Annotated in this window: 15 protein-coding genes, 1 riboswitch and 1 other annotated feature; of the genes, 6 read left to right on the forward strand and 9 right to left on the reverse strand. The window is 44.6% G+C overall.

The features are described from left to right. Positions 1-18: 18 nt before the first annotated feature. Both RTX25_RS01520 and RTX25_RS01525 read right to left on the reverse strand, forming a co-directional pair. Positions 19-2,433 carry a glycoside hydrolase family 2 TIM barrel-domain containing protein gene (locus RTX25_RS01520; RefSeq protein WP_312649656.1) on the reverse strand — a complete coding sequence of 805 codons (2,415 nt, stop codon included), beginning with the start codon at positions 2,431-2,433 and terminating at the stop codon, positions 19-21. A 167-nt stretch (positions 2,434-2,600) separates the two neighbouring features. Further along, positions 2,601-3,506 carry an AraC family transcriptional regulator gene (locus RTX25_RS01525; protein ID WP_312649658.1) on the reverse strand — a complete coding sequence of 302 codons (906 nt, stop codon included), beginning with the start codon at positions 3,504-3,506 and terminating at the stop codon, positions 2,601-2,603. Between the two features lie 289 nt (positions 3,507-3,795). On the opposite strand from RTX25_RS01525, the gene uxuA reads away from it, so the two are divergent. Next, positions 3,796-4,842: a mannonate dehydratase gene (gene uxuA / locus RTX25_RS01530; protein WP_312649660.1), complete on the forward strand. Its 1,047-nt coding sequence runs from the start codon at positions 3,796-3,798 to the stop codon at positions 4,840-4,842. Positions 4,843-4,930: 88 nt separating this feature from the next. On the opposite strand, the gene purR is transcribed toward uxuA, so the two are convergent. Further along, positions 4,931-5,743, reverse strand: coding sequence for a pur operon repressor (gene purR / locus RTX25_RS01535; protein WP_312649663.1), 813 nt, complete (start codon positions 5,741-5,743; stop codon positions 4,931-4,933). 191 nt (positions 5,744-5,934) lie between these two features. On the opposite strand from purR, the gene murC reads away from it, so the two are divergent. The 3 genes from murC to RTX25_RS01550 all read left to right on the forward strand — a co-directional run bounded on the left by murC (position 5,935) and on the right by RTX25_RS01550 (position 10,174). Continuing rightward, positions 5,935-7,326: a UDP-N-acetylmuramate--L-alanine ligase gene (gene murC, locus RTX25_RS01540; protein WP_312649665.1), complete on the forward strand. Its 1,392-nt coding sequence runs from the start codon at positions 5,935-5,937 to the stop codon at positions 7,324-7,326. A 137-nt stretch (positions 7,327-7,463) separates the two neighbouring features. Beyond that, positions 7,464-7,674 (forward strand) — a binding site (T-box leader). A gap of 83 nt (positions 7,675-7,757) precedes the next feature. Further along, positions 7,758-9,143 carry an asparagine--tRNA ligase gene (gene asnS / locus RTX25_RS01545; RefSeq protein WP_312649667.1) on the forward strand — a complete coding sequence of 462 codons (1,386 nt, stop codon included), beginning with the start codon at positions 7,758-7,760 and terminating at the stop codon, positions 9,141-9,143. Positions 9,144-9,304: 161 nt separating this feature from the next. Continuing rightward, positions 9,305-10,174, forward strand: a complete 870-nt coding sequence (locus RTX25_RS01550) for a universal stress protein (RefSeq protein WP_312649668.1) — start codon at positions 9,305-9,307, stop codon at positions 10,172-10,174. 89 nt (positions 10,175-10,263) lie between these two features. On the opposite strand, the gene RTX25_RS01555 is transcribed toward RTX25_RS01550, so the two are convergent. Both RTX25_RS01555 and RTX25_RS01560 read right to left on the reverse strand, forming a co-directional pair. Next, entirely contained in the window at positions 10,264-11,340 is a 1,077-nt protein-coding gene (locus RTX25_RS01555; RefSeq protein ID WP_312649670.1) for a Xaa-Pro peptidase family protein, read from the reverse strand. Positions 11,341-11,374: 34 nt separating this feature from the next. After that, entirely contained in the window at positions 11,375-12,820 is a 1,446-nt protein-coding gene (locus tag RTX25_RS01560) for a leucyl aminopeptidase (protein ID WP_312649672.1), read from the reverse strand. A gap of 207 nt (positions 12,821-13,027) precedes the next feature. On the opposite strand from RTX25_RS01560, the gene RTX25_RS01565 reads away from it, so the two are divergent. Both RTX25_RS01565 and thiT read left to right on the forward strand, forming a co-directional pair. Continuing rightward, the gene (locus tag RTX25_RS01565; protein WP_312649674.1) at positions 13,028-13,879 is read left to right on the forward strand and encodes a DegV family protein; all 852 of its coding nucleotides are present in this window, start codon (positions 13,028-13,030) and stop codon (positions 13,877-13,879) included. A 35-nt stretch (positions 13,880-13,914) separates the two neighbouring features. Next, positions 13,915-14,014, forward strand: a riboswitch (TPP riboswitch). A gap of 72 nt (positions 14,015-14,086) precedes the next feature. Then, positions 14,087-14,770, forward strand: coding sequence for an energy-coupled thiamine transporter ThiT (thiT, locus tag RTX25_RS01570; RefSeq protein ID WP_312649676.1), 684 nt, complete (start codon positions 14,087-14,089; stop codon positions 14,768-14,770). Positions 14,771-14,858: 88 nt separating this feature from the next. Here the strand turns inward: thiT and RTX25_RS01575 are convergent, their stop codons facing one another. The 4 genes from RTX25_RS01575 to rnmV are packed head-to-tail and all read right to left on the reverse strand — an operon-like array spanning position 14,859 to position 17,967. Beyond that, a complete protein-coding gene (locus RTX25_RS01575) occupies positions 14,859-15,749 on the reverse strand; it encodes an Mrp/NBP35 family ATP-binding protein (protein ID WP_312649678.1) in 891 nt (296 codons plus the stop codon). Positions 15,750-15,763: 14 nt separating this feature from the next. Then, entirely contained in the window at positions 15,764-16,591 is an 828-nt protein-coding gene (locus tag RTX25_RS01580) for a hypothetical protein (RefSeq protein WP_312649679.1), read from the reverse strand. Next, positions 16,578-17,423 (reverse strand): 16S rRNA (adenine(1518)-N(6)/adenine(1519)-N(6))-dimethyltransferase RsmA, encoded by an 846-nt coding sequence (gene rsmA, locus RTX25_RS01585; RefSeq protein WP_312649681.1) that lies wholly within the window; start codon positions 17,421-17,423, stop codon positions 16,578-16,580. The genes RTX25_RS01580 and rsmA overlap by 14 nt, the downstream gene beginning before the upstream one ends. After that, positions 17,416-17,967, reverse strand: coding sequence for a ribonuclease M5 (rnmV, locus tag RTX25_RS01590; RefSeq protein ID WP_312649683.1), 552 nt, complete (start codon positions 17,965-17,967; stop codon positions 17,416-17,418). Before rnmV ends, rsmA begins: the two co-directional genes overlap by 8 nt. Positions 17,968-18,019: the final 52 nt, after the last annotated feature.

Consider the following 18,019-nt stretch of genomic DNA (forward strand, 5'->3'; position numbering starts at 1 on the left):
TTGTGATGAGATGAATTTCTACAACCTGGGACATCTTTTGTCCCGGATATCCAGTGCAATCTCCTGTTCTCCCATGGTCTCACTGATGATTCTCACTTTCGCTTCCCCGGCTGTCCTGCCGCTTCTGACATAAAATGCGCTCTGACCTCCCCTAAGCGGGAATACCTCAGGTCCGATTATAGACACATCTCCTTCAACCACCAGATGGATCACTTCATTAGAGTAGACAAGAACCTGACCATGCTCGTCCCTGGCATGAATCGAGACCATTGCCACATCATACGTTTCCTCTATGTCCAGCTGTGTCTTTGATGGAAGAATACTAAGCACTTTTCTTCGGCTTCCTCCCCTTGTGACCGATATGACCTCCTTGTCCTTACTGTATCCTTTGAAGGTGTAAACGGACTGGTCCTCTCCCCATCCTGCATAGTATCTGCTGAAAAGTGCAATGGCATCGCTCATTTTCATCTTGTACTTCATAAGAATGATCCCCATGGTGATCTTATGGGCAAGAGGCAGATTCAGGCCATACTCTGAAGCAGATCGGATGACCGTCTTTGTTTTTCTGGAATCGGTCTTTGAAAACCCTTCCTCAGTAATCAGAAGATCTCCGATGAGATCGTGCAGAGCAATCGGCGGATGCTTAAGCCCCTGCTTCATGTCTTTCATAAATCTTCTCACGAACTTATCGTCCTTGTAGACCTCCACATAATCACAGTTGGTGAAGGCGAAGATCTTCCCGAGATTCCCTCCCGAATGATCTCCTATATTCATGGCAGAGGAAACATGAAGAACCGGCTCATCCTCCTTCTGACTGCTGTAGACATAGGACGCGGGTTTCCTCTGACGGAACATGTCAAGAACCCCATGGTAGCAGATTCTGTCGCCGCTTCCGAAATCACCGTGGGTATTATAGTCTGCCATGCACCATCCGATGGCGCCTGAGATTTTACTGTCTTTCATCATATGTCCAAGAACCCTTGCATGACGCATAGCATGCTCCGTTCTTCGGCTTTCCGGATCCGTGCTCTTTGTAGGAAACATATGGCCGTTGAACTCAGTGACGAGATACGGGGCTTTTCTGGTCAGGATATGACTGGAGAGAGAGAGGGCTTCATTGTCTCCTTTATGGATAAAATCATTATACGTATAGACATCTTCAAGAAACTCACTTCCCGCGAAGTTTCTGACCCCACCTGTCTGCCTTGATTCATCATAGATATGGGAGATCTTGTTCATTTCTGTATAGAAGACATGATCATCCTGTGATTCGTTGATTCTTACGCCCCAGATCACGATGGAAGGATGGTTGCGGTCTCTTTTCAGCATCTTCTTGAGATTGTCCTTGCTGTTTTCCTTGAAATGCTCATCTCCGATGTGCTGCCATCCGGGGATTTCCTCAAACACCAAAAGACCGATCTCATCACATCGCCTTAGAAAATGCTTCGACTGCGGATAATGTGAAGTCCGCACAATATTCACCCCAAGCTCGTTTTTCAGGATATCCGCATCCAGGATCTGCATGGATTTAGGCATGGCATAACCTGCATAGGGATAACACTGATGGCGGTTGAGCCCGACAAGCTTAATCTTATTTCCATTAAGATAAAAACCGTCTACGGTGAATTTCGCCTCGCGAAAACCTATGGTTTCAAGTTTTCGATCCACAGCATTTCCTTTTCTATCCACAAGAACCACTTCCAGTGTATAGAGATTCGGGGTGTAGATGTCCCAGAGCTTGACTCCAGAGACTTTCAGCGTATTTCTGATTCTTTTGTCTTCCACATTTCTTATGCTGGAAAACATGGGTTTTTCCAGATTATCCCAGTCTGTTCCCTCATACAGTTTATAAATGATGCTGCCACCATGGTCCGCAGATAAAACTGTCTGTACAGTAAGACTCTTTTCTTCCTTCAGTACATCAGAAGAAAACGCAAAGATATTCTGAATGAAATATCGGCTGCGGATGGAGAGACTGACCTCACGATAGATCCCTCCATAGGTGAGAAAATCCACAACGCCTCCAAAAGGCGGAATCCATTCGATTTCTCTTGAATCCACAACCACATCGATGGTATTCATCTGTCCGAAGCGAAGCTCCTTGGAAATCTCCTTGCAGAAAGGGAGAAACGGACTTTCACTGTAGAAGCTTTCAACACCGTTGACATAAACGATGGCCATGTTGGCAACGCCTTCAAACTGAAGGAAGATCGCCTGATCGATATGACGCTCGTCAATAAAAACCTCTTTTCTGTAGAGGCTTTTGAACTGATATTCTTCTTCATTGAAATAATTGTAAGGCAGCATCTTTACAGTGTGGGGAATATCCACAATCTCTTTTTCCAGCTCATTCAGTCTGTTCTTGATGGACAGATAATCGCTGATGTCCGGATAAAACGACCACTCATCATTTAAACTCATTCTCTCCCGCATGGCAGAATCTCCTTAGTTACTGTGCTAAATAAGGGAACCCGATTTAGAATAGTACACTTTTCTTCTTATCTTACTCGATAAATATGAAAAAACCTTGTCTATAGTATGAAGCACTAAAAAATATTATTAGATAGAAAAAGTGTATGGAAAAACCATACACCTTGAATTTACGGATTCACACCAATTTCCACCGGTTTTTTCCCGTCGACGGACTTTCTTTCTTCCATCACACCGAGAAATTCCTTTGGCGTCAGACCATACTCGTTCTTGAATGCTCTGAAAAAGTTTGAATAGTCCCCAAAACCGCATTCTTCATAGACGGAGGTTATGGGGTGGCCTTCCAGAATCAGCCCCTTCGCTCTGATCAGTCTCTTCTGGACCACGTATCTGTAAAGCGTTGTGCCTGTGTACTTTTTGAATTCTCTCGACAGATGATATTTACTGATGAAGAAAGCCGAAGCCAGCTGATCCATATTGATCTCTTCTTCCAGATTGTCGTTGATGTAGCTGATCACAGAATCAATGAGCTGATTTTTCTTCACCTGAGGTTCATGATGGCTTTCCTCGAAACTCATCCTGTTGAGCTCTACCATGAGCTCCGTAAGCAGCGCTTTCGGCAGAAGATCTGAACCGAAGCCTTCACGAGCCTCATGGGCGTGGAGTCTATCAAGGATTCCTCTTATAAGCTGCTGGTTTTCCATGGTGGTCCTTATAAGCGTTTTCTTATGACGGTCAAGAAAACACTTTGTAAGATCTGTCGTGCTGCTGGATAGGGATTTCAGATAATCCTTGCTCAGCCACAGAACATACCGCTCATAAAAATCGTCCGGGTTTTCGATGAGCACCTGGTGGAGCTCCTTATGGTTAACAAGAAGGATATCGCCAGGCGAGAGGTGATAGTTCCTGCCCTCGAGCTGATACTTCACTTCACCTTTGACGAAGAAATAGACCTCGAAAAAATCATGGTGATGAAGCGAAACGCTTTTAAACTGCATATGTTTATAATAAAACAGTTCATAATCCTGACTGAACATATGCTGCCGGGTTGAATAGTTGTCTGTCCGCTTGCTCATGTATTTTCCTCCAATACTTCCTGATTTCATATTATCCATAATGAGCAATATTTGCAAGTCCCAAGGCAACTATAATCATCTTCACTTACGTCGTCTTTATGATACTATTGTATAAAGAGAGTAATTCTCATCCCACGTTTTCAATTATGAACAGAGATTTAACGAAAAATGAATTTCATTTATACCTGATGATTTCTTTTTCGCCGTTAACTTGTGGACATCGTGAAAACTGGACTTTTTTAACCCGACGGAAATACACAAATAATAAAAATTTTAGGAGTTGAATCATATGAAACTGTCATTCAGATGGTACGGAGAAGATGATCCGGTAAAAATCGGATACATCAGACAGATCCCTTTCATGCACAGCATCGTCACTGCGGTATATGATGTACCGGTAGGTGAAGTATGGTCTGTGGAAAGCATAGAGAAACTGAAGAAAACAACAGAAGATAACGGTCTTCATTTCGACGTCATCGAAAGTGTACCTGTTCATGAAGACATCAAAATCGGTCTTGATACCCGAGACCAGTACATCGAAAACTATAAGGAAAACATCAGGAGACTTGGCGCTGCAGGGGTTAAGGTCATCTGCTACAACTTCATGCCGATCTTCGACTGGACAAGAACTCAGCTTGACTATGTACTTCCTGACCAGTCCACTGCGCTGGTGTACTTCAAGGAACAGCTGGAGAAGATGGATCCGCTTACAGGTGAACTTTCACTTCCAGGCTGGGATGCAAGTTACACCAAGGAAGGGATGAAGGAACTTTTTGACAAGTATAAGGATGTTGATGAAGAAAAGCTCTTCTCAAACCTTGAGTACTTCCTGAAAGCCATCATACCTGTAGCAGAAGAAGCTGGGGTCAAAATGGCCATCCATCCGGATGATCCGCCATATTCCATATTCGGACTGCCAAGAATCATCACCGGAGAAAAGAATGTGGACCGTTTCCTGAAGCTTGTCGACAGCGAATATAACGGACTCACTTTCTGTACCGGCTCCTTCGGTTCATCCAATGCCAATGATGTTCTCGAAATGGTGGATAAGTATTCAAAGATGGGCAGAATCCATTTCATGCACGTTAGAAACGTAAAACTCTATCCTGATGACAGCTTTGAAGAGAGTGCACATTACTCCCCATGTGGCTCCCTTGATATCGTAGCCATTCTGAAAGCCCTTCATCGTAACGGCTTCGACGGCTATCTGAGACCTGACCATGGAAGAATGATCTGGGGCGAAACAGGAAGACCAGGCTATGGTCTTTATGACAGAGCTCTTGGTGCATCCTACATGACCGGTATCTGGGAAACTCTTTCCAAACTGGACAAATAGAATCACATAACCCGAAAAAGAAATTCGTTATAAAGGAGCTGTTCACATTGAACAGCTCCTTTATCGTTCCGTATAAATGGTTTTAAAGCTATATGTTCTTTGACACCTCGAGAACGACATTTCCGTCTTCGTTCACGCCAAAATAGTCCACAAGGGATGTGTAGGGTGTCGGAAGCTTCTTGGGCACTTCCTTGTTGTCGACAAGAACACCGATACCGATGAGCTCTGAGTCAAATTCATTGAGAAGATCGGCGATTCCGTTCACAGTGCCTCCCGCTCTCAGGAAGTCATCAATGAAAAGGCATCTTGAGGAAGATTTAAGGGTACGCTTGGCCAGACCCATGTTGGCCAGTCTTCCGGTGGTACCAGATACATAATTGATGGTGACGCTTGTGCCTTCTGTCACTTTTGAGTTCTTTCTGGCAACAATAAGCGGTACACCTAAATATCTTGCCACTTCATAGGCCAGAGGTATACCCTTGGTTTCCACTGTAATGACATAATCTGCCTTCGCTTTGGAAAACTTGGACGCCAGGACGATTCCCGCGCGATGAACGATGGTAGGATCAAGCATGATATCCGTGATGTACAGAAAATTACCAGGAACGATTCTTGATTTGTCTCTTAGCGTCTCGCATATGGACTCCGCAAAATCTCTTTCCTCCTGCTCACCCATTCTGGCCACATATCTTACTCCACCGGTAGCGCCGGCTATGGTTTCTATTTTGCCCATATCGAGAGATTCCAGAATCTCCCGGATAACCAGGATATCTTCACTGATGGTGGATTTTGCAGCATTGAGCATTTCAGAAAAATAATTAAGACTCATGATCTTATTCGGGTTTTCAATCAAGATTTTCGTAATAGCGCTGATTCGGCTATTTCTTGAATATTTTTGCATAATGATCCTCCTACTTGGATTAATCTCTTTTAATTTTATAACATTATCGAATGTTTTACAATATACTATGATTTAATATTCGTATTGTAACCTAACCTTTTTACAGTTTTCACCCACCTCATTCTAATCAATAATTTTCTTTGAATTGAGCGGCATATGTATTATGATATTGGATGGAAGGAAGTGTTTAAATGTTATTTGATCTTAAAGAATACGAAAACAAGAAGGTTCATTTTATCGGAATCGGCGGAGTCAGCATGAGCGGTCTTGCAGCCATCCTTCTTAATTCGAACATCAAGGTTTCAGGTTCCGATTTCAAGGAATCCGACAATGTGAAAAGACTGAGAGAAAAAGGAGCTGAAATATTTTTCGGCCATCATAAAGAAAATATTACAGACCAGGATATTGTGGTCTATACCGCCGCCATAAGAGATGACAATGAGGAGCTCATGCAGGCGAGAGCTTCAGGTATCACAACCTATGACCGAGCTGAATTTCTCGGACATATCATCCAGAACTTCACAAACTCCATAGCCGTTACCGGAACCCACGGGAAGACCTCAACAACTTCTATGCTCTCCGCGGTGGCCATGGCAGCAGATGCCGACCCTACAATCCTTGTAGGCGGTAATCTTCCGCTCATCGGAGGAAACTACAGAATCGGGGACAGCGATCTGTTCATCACTGAAGCCTGTGAATACAAGGCATCCTTTCTCCGTTTCCCGGGCAAAGTGGCGCTGATTCTTAATATTGAAGCGGATCATCTGGATTACTACAGGGATCTTCAGCATATTCTCGACACCTTCAGAGAATACCTGACGGTCATGCCCAAAGACGGTATCGTTGTTGCCAACGCCGATGATAAAAGCATGGACTATGTCCTTAGAGATGCCAAGGTGAAAACCCTCACCTTCGGAATTCATAAGGGTGAGCTGCGGGCGAAGGATATCTCCTTTGACAAGAGCGGCAGAGCCACCTTCAGTGTTTATAGAAACGATGTCCACCTCATGGAGATCACACTGAAGGTTCCGGGAGAGTTCAACATCTATAATGCCCTCGGTACCATAGGAGCATCCCTCTCATCAGGGATTTCCGTTGAAGCGATCATAAAAGGCCTTGAAGGATATCTCGGCGTTGACAAGAGATTCCAGCATCTCTATACAAAAAACGGAATCATGGTCATCGATGACTATGCCCACCATCCCGGTGAAATCAGTAACGCCATCGACACCGTGCTCAAGATGGAACACAGAAAGATCCATGTGGTCTTCCAGTCCCATACCTATACCCGGACAAAAGCTCTTTTCGACGAGTTCGTCTCCTGCTTTGACCAGGTGGACAGCCTGACTCTTCTTCCGATCTTCGCAGCAAGAGAACCTGACACTGGCCTTGTCAGCTCAGAGGAACTTGGTGATGCCATCAGAAGGAGAAAGACTGTGGATACCGTAAACTTCACCGATTTTTCCGACGCTGCAAAGCATCTTGTAAGTCTTCTTCAGCCTGGGGACATCGTCCTCACCATGGGTGCAGGAGAGTCTGTTAAGGTAGCAGAGCATCTTAAAGGACTTCTGCCTGAAGAATAACAGGAATACCATTGACCAGTCACAGATCACTATGCTGTGCCTGGTCTTTTTTCATGCTGCTCATCCATCTCATTCTCCCGTGCATACTCTTGTCATTCAAAGTCTTTTGTTATATACTGAATTAAGCAAAATAAGATATAAATGCAATGACGGGAAGAGTAATCCGGGTAACTCCTTGCAGCGAGCTGATGATGGTGAAAGTTCAGCAGAAAGCCCCTGATGAAAAACGCCCCTGAGCATCCCTCTGGAAACCAAGTACATTGGGACGGACCTGACCGTTACAGGATAAAGTGGCAAGGGATTTCTCCCTTGTAAATTGGGTGGTACCGCGAGATCCTCGTCCCTTTATGGAGACGATGGTCTTTTTTGTTTCCAGAAAATAGAAATAACTGATCAGAGAGATCAGAATACACAAGAAAGAAGGAGTTATCATGGTAAGAGTCAAGGAATTATACCGAAGCACCAGCGACTTTGACGGACAGAGCGTAAAGCTATCCGGCTGGATCAGAACCTCAAGGGTATCAAAAGCCTTTGGTTTCATAGAACTGAATGACGGAGGTTTCTTCAAGAACGCACAGATCGTTTTTGATGAGTCACTGTCAAACTTCACTGAAGTCTCAAAATATCATATCGCAACTGCAATCACCGTAACCGGTACGGTGATCCATACACCTGATGCAAAACAGCCTTTTGAAATCAAGGCTACTGAAATCATACTGGAAGGAAGCTCAAGTTCTGACTTCCCGCTTCAGAAGAAGAGACATACTTTTGAATACCTCAGAACCATCGCTCATCTAAGACCAAGAGGAAACACCTATTCTGCAGTATTCAGAGTGAGAAGCCTTGCAGCATATGCGATTCACCAGTTCTTCCAGGACAGAGGCTTTGTCTATGTCCATACCCCCATCATCACAGGAAGCGATGCGGAAGGTGCAGGAGAGATGTTCAGAGTGAGCACCCTTGATCCTAAAAACCCTCCACTCACCGAATCAGGAGACATCGACTACAGCGAAGATTTCTTCGGCAAGGAATCGAACCTTACGGTTTCCGGTCAGCTGAATGCGGAAGCCTATGCTCTGGCATTCAGAGATGTCTACACCTTCGGACCAACCTTCAGAGCCGAAAACTCAAATACCGCAAGACATGCCGCTGAGTTCTGGATGATCGAACCTGAAATCGCCTTTGCCGATCTTAAGGACGATATGAACCTTGCAGAAGATATGCTGAAGTACGTCATCAGCTACTGTATGGAGAATGCGCCGGAAGAAATCGCCTTCTTCAACCAGTTCGTGGACAAGACGCTGATTGAAAGACTGCAGTTCATTGTTGAATCAGATTTCAAGCGCGTTACCTATACCGAAGCTGTTGAGCTTCTAGAGAAGTCCGGAAAGGAATTTGATTTCCCTATCACCTGGGGAAATGATCTTCAGACTGAACACGAAAGATATCTTACAGAAGAGATCTTCAAGATGCCGATATTCGTGACTGACTATCCTAAGGAAATCAAGGCTTTCTACATGAGACAGAACGATGACGGAAAAACTGTAGCTGCCATGGACTGCCTTGTACCTGGTGTCGGCGAAATCATCGGAGGCTCCCAGAGAGAAGAAAGAATGGACGTGCTCCTTGCAAGACTTGAAGAGCTTGGCCTCAACAAGGAAGATTACTGGTGGTATCTTGAGCTGAGAAAATTCGGCGGAACAAAGCATGCCGGTTTCGGACTGGGCTTTGAGAGACTCATCATGTACATCACAGGTATGACAAACATCAGAGACGTTATTCCGTTCCCAAGAACGACCCATAACGCAGAATTTTAACAGTATTCCAAAGAGAGAGAATCAGTGTTCTCTCTCTTTTTCATTGCCAGACTGTCCTCATGAAGATATAAAGATTATAAAATTTCCGTTAAATTATCGTAATTTTCAATATATTGATGGTAATATAAGGGTATAGAAAGATCATCAAGGGGGAAAGTGTTATGTTCAAGAAACTCATTGTTGTCAATCAGATGTCACCCTACGATCATTTAGTCCTGAAATTCGCAGAATCCCTCAGATTTTTAGGGGCAGAAGAAATTGTGCTGGCTAATCATATTGTATCCCGCGGAGAGCAGAACTCAGTGCCTTATGCGGGAAGCGATCTGGAAAAAGACCTGGAAAGCCTGAAAAACAAGGGAATCAGAACCAGTGTGCTGGAGCTAAAGGATCTCCCCATGGAAGAAATCAACAAAGTGGTTCATGATGATGAAACCTTCGGTTCACTGATCCTCGTTGGTGCAAAGGAATCCTCACTCGGCAAAAGAATTTTCGATTCAGAGTTCGCCTATGAGCTTATTCAGATGCCGACAAAACCTATAATGATTGTGCGAATTCATGAAGATGATGCTGGAAACTACTACTCCGTACCCATGCAGGGGATGTCCTATCACAGCCATGTCCTCTTCCCTACGGATTTTTCGGAAAATGCTCATCATGCATTCACTTATCTGGAAAAAATGGTGGAGCAGGGCTTAAAGAGAGTAACCCTCATGCACATCCAGGATATTTCCAAAATCAGTCCTTATCTTGATTACAGGATCATCGAGTTCAATCAGATCGATAGAGACCGCCTTACCGCACTGAGAGTGAGGCTGGAGGAACTTGGCGATGTCAAAGTTGAGGTTATCCTGGAAATGGGCAGACCTTTCCGGGAAATCAACCGTGTAATCAATGAAAATGAGGTTGACCTTGTCATACTCGGCAGACAGGGTAAAGGAATCATGAGGGACATCTTCATCGGAAGCAACAGCAATAACATTGCAAGGCGTGCAAATGCATCGGTGCTTCTGATCCCCAGCGAGAAAGAATAATCTGTTCCTCTTATAAAGACAATGCAAAAGCCTGGCTAAGACGCCAGGCTTTTATGTTTTTTTGCTCGGGTTATTTCATCATCCGGGGATTAATCGATTATGGTCAGTTCTTTGGAATGATGATTGAGATTCTCATAACCATCCTCAGTGACAAGGATGAGATCTTCAATCCGAACCCCCAGTTCACCTTCAAGATAGATGCCAGGTTCCACAGAAAAGATCATTCCGGGTTTCAGCACCTCATCATTTGCCGAGGAAACATCACCGTATTCATGAACTTCAATTCCGATGGAGTGGCCTGTCCTGTGGTTGAAGAATTTTCCATAACCCTTCTCTTCAATGACATTTCGTGCAGCGGCATCGACTTCACTGAATTTTACACCTGGTCTGACCTTTTCTATCGCCTTCATATTGGCTTCAAGAACTGTCTCATAGACTTCTCTGGCCTTCTCGCTGACTTCACCGAAAAAGACGGTTCTTGTCATATCGGCGCAGTAGTTGTCTTTTCTGCATCCGATGTCGAGAATGATGGAGTCACCTTTCTTCAACAGACGGTGACTGTTTTCATGGTGGGGATTGGCACCGTTTTTACCGTAGGCGATGATCGGCATAAAGGAGAACCCGTCAGCGCCAAGGTTGTCATAGATCACTTTGAGCGTATCTTCCATCTCTTTTTCCGTCATATCCTCATCGAGGGAATCGATGAGCATCATCATGGCGTCGTCATTGAGTTTTGATGCAGCCCTCATGAATTCGATCTCCTCCTCATCCTTCTGTGCCCTGATTCTGTCCAGAAGCAGCGAAGAATTGACGAAGTTTGCTGTGCCGAGAGTGCCCATAAGCTTCAGAAGAAATCCTGATGGCCAGTTTTTATCGATACCGAGGACTACATCCTCCTCAATATGTTCTGCAAGGAGCCCGATGGAATCCGTGGTGTCTTTTGTCCAGACAAACTGCAGATCGGAAGAGACCTTCTCCGGAAACAGCTCATTGATGAAAAGTAAAGGTGTGCCTGATTCTTTGACCAGGAGAACAAGAAGTCTCTCTCCGGCATCGATCCATCTCCCTGTCAGGTAAAAGATCGAAGGAGCATCGGTGACCAGAATCTGTTTCAGGCTGTTATCCTTCATGATTTCTCTCAGTTTTTCGATTCTTTGATCAAACATATAAATCACATCCTCATATACTAGGAGCAGATAATCAGCATCCGCCTTTGTTCTCGCCTTTGACATAGTAGTAGAGTGTCTTGACCGGCATGCCTGTAGCACCCTTAGGCAGGTATCCTCTGGCTCCTGCGATATCGGAAGTTCCGGCGATATCAAGATGTACCCATGGTGTGTCCTCCACGAATGCTTCGATAAATGCTGCAGCTGTGCTGGCACCGCCCCATCTTCCACCTGAATTCTTCAGATCTCCACGATCTCCCTTGATCAGTTTATGGTATTCCTTTGAAAGCGGCAGCTGCCATACAGGCTCTCCAGCCTCTTTTGCCGCAGCTCTGATTTTTCCTAACAGTTCTTCATTGTTTGTGAACGCACCGGTATTGAACTCTCCTAGAGCCACTACGCATGCACCTGTAAGCGTCGCCACATCGACAACTTCTTTTACGCCTTCCTTCTTTATGATGTAGTAGACCGCATCAGCAAGCGTCAGTCTTCCTTCAGCATCTGTTGTATGAATCTCAATGGTCTTTCCTGCCATGGATCCTATGATGTCTCCAGGTACGAAAGCGTCACCTGAAATCATATTATCCGTTGCAAGCACTACAGCGGTCACGTTCTTTTCAAGCTTATTCAGTGCGATAGCCTTCATGGCTCCGATCACTGCACCTGATCCGCCCATATCCCCGTTCATGGTGATCATGGATGGTCCTGGCTTTATGGAGTATCCGCCTGTATCAAAGGTGACACCCTTGCCCACAAGCCCTACCGGAGCTTCATCATTTCCTCCTCTGTATCTCATGATGATTCCACGAGGTTCATTGGTCGATCCCTTGGCGACGGCAAGAAATGCCTTCATACCCAGGGCTTCACACTCAGCACGGTCAAGAATCTCAACTTCAATGCCAAGAGGCTCAAGTTCCGATTTAGCTGCCTGTGCAAGCACTTCTGGTGTCAGAGAAATCGCCGGCTCGTTGATGAGGTTACGGGTGAGGAATATACCATCCATCAGATGCTCAATTTCCTTAAGCCCTGGAAGCACCTTTTCTTCCTTTCCTGGCAGAAGATCAAATGAAACTTCAGCAAGGCTGAATTCCTGCTTCTTGGAAAGGTACTGATCGAATCTGTACTCCGCATGATATAGACCTTCTGCAAATGCTTTGGTCGATTTCCTGTAGCAGAGATTTGGCAGCTTTGTAAGCTTTACTGAGGCTTCACTGATTTTCAGTCTGGAAAGTTCCTTAGCCCCTTTAAATGCCGCAAGTCTTAATATTTCCTCGTCAGCCTGATCTTCTTCTCCGATTCCCAGGAAAATCTGTGAACGTCCGGTTTCCATATTCACCAGACTGAACACTTCTCCTTCTTCACCCTTGAATAGGTTCTTTTCGGAGAGACGGCTGAGGATATTTTCGTGATCCTCAGAGCCTTTTCCTTTGAACACGAGAATCATTTCCGCATCATACTTCTGTCCTATTGTTATCTTCATACTGTTAAACCGCCCTTTCATTAAATATCTAACTTTCATTCTACTATAAGCGAATTGAAAATATAAGGTGGTCTCATTCTAATCTATAATGCATAGAGTAAATCTCTGTACTCCTTACGCACTCAAGTTATTCACACTATCTTCATTGCCCGACTTCTTTCCAGATGTTATACTTGAGTAAAGAAAAATCGTTCGGAGGAAAGATAAATGGAAAAAATAGCAGTTTTTACCGATAGTGCCTGTGATCTTACAGAAGAAGATATTCAGGAATACGGCATAAAAATACTCCCTTTACAGATTATATATGAAGATAGAACCTATCGTGACAGAGTCGAAATCAGTCCTGATGAAGTCTATGAAAACTTCGATAAAGAAGTGCCAAAGACCAGCCTGCCTAAAGGTGAGGATATTGATGAGCTTTTCAAAAATCTGATCAGAGAAGGCTATACCCACGCCATCGGCGTCATGATTTCAAGCGGTCTTTCCGGAACAGCAAACTCCGTTTCGCTCTTGGCGGCAGAATATCCTGAAATTGAAACATTCGTTTTCGATACACTCAATCTTTCCATGGCTGAAGGTATTCAGGCCAAAAGGGCAGCTCAGCTGGTCAAAGAAGGCAAATCCTTCGGCGAAATCAAGGAGATCCTTCCAGCTCTTAAGAAAAACGTTGATACGTACTACTATGTCGCAACACTAGAGTACCTCATCAAAGGGGGAAGAATCGGTAAGGTCGCAGGAACAATCGGAGAAATGCTCAACATCAAGCCGATCATCTCCGTTAATGAAGAGGGCGTATACTATACCGTAGATAAGGCAAGAGGTGCAAAGCAGGCTTACAACAAACTGATCAGCATCCTGCAGGAAAATCTGGAAAAGACCAAATGTAAAGTATGGGTCATGCATGGCGGCGCGAAGAAAGAAGCGGTAGCCATGGTAGAAAGAATCAAAGACCTTCCAGGAATCCTCTCCCTTGAATACGGACAGATCAGCCCGGCTCTAGGCGTTCATACAGGAAAAGGACTTCTTGGAATCTGCGTGGAGAGAATTACAGGAAAGTAGGAACTTGACGTAAATGTCAGCCTATATTACAATAAACCCATGGCTAGGGGTGCTTTAAAAAGCTGAGAGACTTAACTGTCAACCCTGTTACCTGATCTGGCTAATACCAGCGTAGGGAAGCGGATGAACGAAAGTTTAAACTGTCTTACCTCGGTAAGACAGTTTTTTTATTTTATCCTGGCCTTTTAACAAAAGGAGGTATAAAAAATGACCCAATTTCTAAGCAGCGCTAAAGAAGCGCTAAGCACACTCATTCAGCAGCCGCTGTCTCTTGCTGCCCTGGTGATTGTTCTTGTCATGATCATCTTCATCATGGTGACAAGAAAGATCAGGCTGACACCACTTCTGATGGCTCAGATCAGTATATCGGTTGCCATCTGTGCAGTCCTTAACTCATTCCCGCTGTTTCGTATGCCCCAGGGAGGAAGCGTTACCCTTGCTTCCACACTACCCATCGTGATCATGGCGTTTGCCTACGGTCCTGAAGTCGGAATGCTTACAGGATTCCTCTTTGGTGTGGTCAACCTTTTCCTCGGGCCTTACATCATACACCCCCTGCAGACACTGCTTGACTATCCTCTACCGTTCATGCTTGTCGGTGCATCAGGATACTTCAGGAACAGATATCTCGGCAGCATTATCGGTCAGGCTCTGCGCCTGTTTATGCATGTTCTGTCCGGAGTCATCTTCTTCTCTTCCTATGCTCCAGTGGGTCAGCAGGAAGGACTAGGTCTGTGGCTCTACTCTATCGGGTATAACGGATCCTTTGTTGCAGTGGAACTTGCCATTCTTCTTGTCATCCTTGTGGTCATTCCATGGGACAGATTCATGAAGACGCTAAACAGTACGCGAACAAGAACCGTTCCGGGTAAAACAGACCAGGCTAAATGAAGACATAAAAATACAGAGGCTGACCAGTACCATGCTGGTTGAGCCTCTGTATTTTTATGTATAGGAATCAGCAGATTCTCCTTATGATTTAAAGAAAAGGAATCATCTTTTTCTTGACTGACTTGTTTCTTGCGAAGATTTCTGCATCATCATCTTTGAAAGCATCAAGTATGATGTCGTATTCCGGATTTGTTGCAGCAAATCTTTCTGCCTGTCCGGCTTCAAGATGCTCGGCAAAATTCGGATTGATCGGAAGCTCGGCGATAAGGGGCAGACCCATCTTTTCAGCCTGACTTTCCGCTGTATTGTTCGAGAACACATTCATGCGATCTCCGCAGGTATTGCACTTGATGTAGGACATATTCTGGATGACGCCCTTTATCGGAATCTCCAGCTTCTCAGCCATGTTGACGACCTTCTGCACGATCATGGAGACCATGCTCTGAGGGGTGGAAACAACAACCAGATAATCCACAGGGAACTGTTCCATGATGGTCATGGCGACATCACCTGTACCTGGTGGCATATCAATCAGGAGATAGTCAAGCTCGCCCCAGTCTGTATCCGTAAAGAGCTGAACCAGAACATTCCCGATGACGGGACCTTTCCACAGAAGAGGCTCTTCTTCATCGATCATGAAGTTCATGGAGATGGATTTGATGCCAAGTCCTGTTTCTACAGGGATGAATTTGTAGACTTCTTCTACCTCTGTAGGTGCATATCCTGTTCTTTCCTTTTCAAGACCGAAGAATCTCGGCATGGAAGGACCTGTAATGTCTCCGTCCAGAACACCTACTTTATAGCCGAGCTTTCTCAGCTGAACAGCCAGTACTCCAGTGACAGTAGATTTACCTACGCCACCTTTACCGCTGATTACGCCGACCACGTGCTTGATCTTGCCGTATTTCGGTTTGATCAGTTCGCACTTCATATCTTTTCGGCATTTATTTTTAACTGCGCATGTTGCACATTTTACCATTTTATCTGTACCTCCTAGAATCCTTCGTTCTCCGGCTTCGTATCAGTTATGATGGTTTCCCATCCTGTGATGTCATTGACATACCTTCCGATGATATAGTAATTTCTGTTGACGAAATCAGATTCGATCCTAAGATTCACGACAGCCTTGAATACAAGTGTCGTATATCCTTGAGTCTTCACCTCGAGTACCGCTTCCGCCTTCTCTCCATGGGAAAGAATAATCGCGCCTTCCTTCAGTGCTTCTGTCCTGAACTCTTCAATGTCACGGGAAAGCTGATATTTGAGCGTTTCCACATCATCATAGAATTTTATGCCAATACCTTTATCATTATACTCTTCTTTGACCGTTTTGATAAGGTCCAGTAAAGAGCCATAGTAAATGTCCTCGAAGAACTTTGGCTTTCGGATGCTATATAGATTCTGGATCAGATTGTTGTCGATTCTGTCCGTCACGATGTAGCTGCCCTCATCATTGTAGAAGTTGGCCCGCTTCTGGTCCGATACGCCTGCAACGTAGTTGTACCTTACAATATGTCCGTCCATATCATGAATCTCAAAAATATAATCCGGGTCATGCCCGATGACTTCCTCGGTTTTCTTTGCAGAGGACAGACTCTCATAAAGAGCACTTATGGTGCTTTTATCTGTAACGATGAACCGGAATCCTTTGTCTCTTGTGCTCTGGATGATGATGGAATCGATGTCCTGAGAGTTGAGGAATTCGAAGTCCGTATTCCTGAATCCATATTTCACCTTAAGATCATCCAGCCTTGAGCATCCGCCGATAAGAAGAAGTGCCGCAATCAGAAGAAGAATGATGCTCTTTTTATTTGTCTTCACCTTTTCCCAACTCCTTGATGGTATTTGCAAGATCGGCAAATCTTTCAACCGTTAAGGTTTCTCCTCTTGCCTTGATGTCTATGCCTGCTTTGGTAAGAGCTTCTTCTATGAACTCCTTGGAGTAGCCCATGGCCTTGAGGTTATTCGCAAGAGTCTTTCTTCTCATATTGAACACCTGCCTCACGAGCTTGAAAAACAGCTCCTCATCCTTGACAAAGGCCCTTGGTGTGTCAAGCTTCGTCAGCCTGATTACAGTTGAATCAACCTTAGGTCTCGGAATGAATGATTCCGGGGGTACACTTCTTATGATTCTGCTGTCACAGTAGTACTGTACCAGAACCGAAAGAGAACCGTAATCCTTGGTACCAGGACCTGCATTCATTCTGTCGGCTACTTCTTTCTGAATCATAATGGTCAGGGAATGGAACTTCACCTGATCATTAAGAAGCTTCGTGATGATCGGAGTGGTCACATAATAAGGCAGATTTGCTACAAGCTTTATGTTGTCTCCCTTAGCAATCGCCTCCAGATCCACTTTAGTGGCATCGCCATGGATGAGCGTGAAGTTGTCATAACCCTTCAGCTCTTCCTCCAGAATAGGAATAAGCTTCGAATCCAGCTCTATAGCTGTGACTTTACCGGCCGCCTGAAGAAGCGCCTCGGTAAGCGTGCCCACACCAGGACCGATTTCTATGACATGGTCATCCTTTGTGATGCCTGCCCCTGCTACGATGTCTGAAACGATATTCATGTCCACAAGGAAGTTCTGTCCCAGACTTTTTGTAAATCTGAACCCATATTTCGCGACAATATCTTTTGTTGTATTATTCATTGGCATACTCCTTGAAGTTTCTCACGAGAGCTTCTTCAAACTCTTCTCTGGATATTTTAAAGGAATTCAGCTTTGAAAGGAATGAAGAGGAATTACCGTATCCGATCCCCAAAGCTTTTCCCATGATCTGTCTTCTCATTTTTGAATCACCTGCACCTGTGAGCTTAAAAAACATCATGTCTCTTGCACTGAAGACTACAGACTTCTCTTCAAATGCCGCTTTAGCAGAATTCAGCGCCCGAAGGATCGCCTCGGGATTCGCATTTTCAACACCGATATTCCCGTTCTTTGTGCCTTCTTCTCGCATGATATAAGCATGCTTTGCATCCGGTACTCTTTTCGAAATCATTCTTCTAATTCTTTCTCCGGCATGATCGGGATCCGTGAGTATGATCACTCCAGTCCTCTTTGCCGCCTCTTTGATCTTTTCCATGGAATCCTTGTTGATTCCATAACCATTGACGGCTATGACTTCTGCTTCCACCGCTTTTTTCACTGCAGCGATATCATCTTTGCCTTCAACTACTATTACTTCTTTAATCATATTACCACCTTCAAAATTTCTACCCCTTATTATAACAGAAAAACCCAAGAAA

This window comes from Proteiniclasticum sp., from assembly GCF_032054185.1.
Taxonomy (GTDB): Bacteria; Bacillota; Clostridia; order Clostridiales; family Clostridiaceae; genus Proteiniclasticum.

Excerpts from the sequence above, each read along its gene's own strand:
- RTX25_RS01520 (WP_312649656.1), bottom strand. The coding sequence starts at position 2,433 with ATGCGGGAGAGAATGAGTTTAAATGATGAGTGGTCGTTTTATCCGGAC.
- rnmV (WP_312649683.1), bottom strand. The coding sequence starts at position 17,967 with ATGATTAAAGAAGTAATAGTAGTTGAAGGCAAAGATGATATCGCTGCA.
- uxuA (WP_312649660.1), top strand. The coding sequence starts at position 3,796 with ATGAAACTGTCATTCAGATGGTACGGAGAAGATGATCCGGTAAAAATC.
- rsmA (WP_312649681.1), bottom strand. The coding sequence starts at position 17,423 with ATGAATAATACAACAAAAGATATTGTCGCGAAATATGGGTTCAGATTT.
- RTX25_RS01555 (WP_312649670.1), bottom strand. The coding sequence starts at position 11,340 with ATGTTTGATCAAAGAATCGAAAAACTGAGAGAAATCATGAAGGATAAC.
- RTX25_RS01525 (WP_312649658.1), bottom strand. The coding sequence starts at position 3,506 with ATGAGCAAGCGGACAGACAACTATTCAACCCGGCAGCATATGTTCAGT.
- RTX25_RS01550 (WP_312649668.1), top strand. The coding sequence starts at position 9,305 with ATGTTCAAGAAACTCATTGTTGTCAATCAGATGTCACCCTACGATCAT.
- asnS (WP_312649667.1), top strand. The coding sequence starts at position 7,758 with ATGGTAAGAGTCAAGGAATTATACCGAAGCACCAGCGACTTTGACGGA.
- RTX25_RS01560 (WP_312649672.1), bottom strand. The coding sequence starts at position 12,820 with ATGAAGATAACAATAGGACAGAAGTATGATGCGGAAATGATTCTCGTG.
- murC (WP_312649665.1), top strand. The coding sequence starts at position 5,935 with ATGTTATTTGATCTTAAAGAATACGAAAACAAGAAGGTTCATTTTATC.
- RTX25_RS01565 (WP_312649674.1), top strand. The coding sequence starts at position 13,028 with ATGGAAAAAATAGCAGTTTTTACCGATAGTGCCTGTGATCTTACAGAA.
- thiT (WP_312649676.1), top strand. The coding sequence starts at position 14,087 with ATGACCCAATTTCTAAGCAGCGCTAAAGAAGCGCTAAGCACACTCATT.
- RTX25_RS01575 (WP_312649678.1), bottom strand. The coding sequence starts at position 15,749 with ATGGTAAAATGTGCAACATGCGCAGTTAAAAATAAATGCCGAAAAGAT.
- purR (WP_312649663.1), bottom strand. The coding sequence starts at position 5,743 with ATGCAAAAATATTCAAGAAATAGCCGAATCAGCGCTATTACGAAAATC.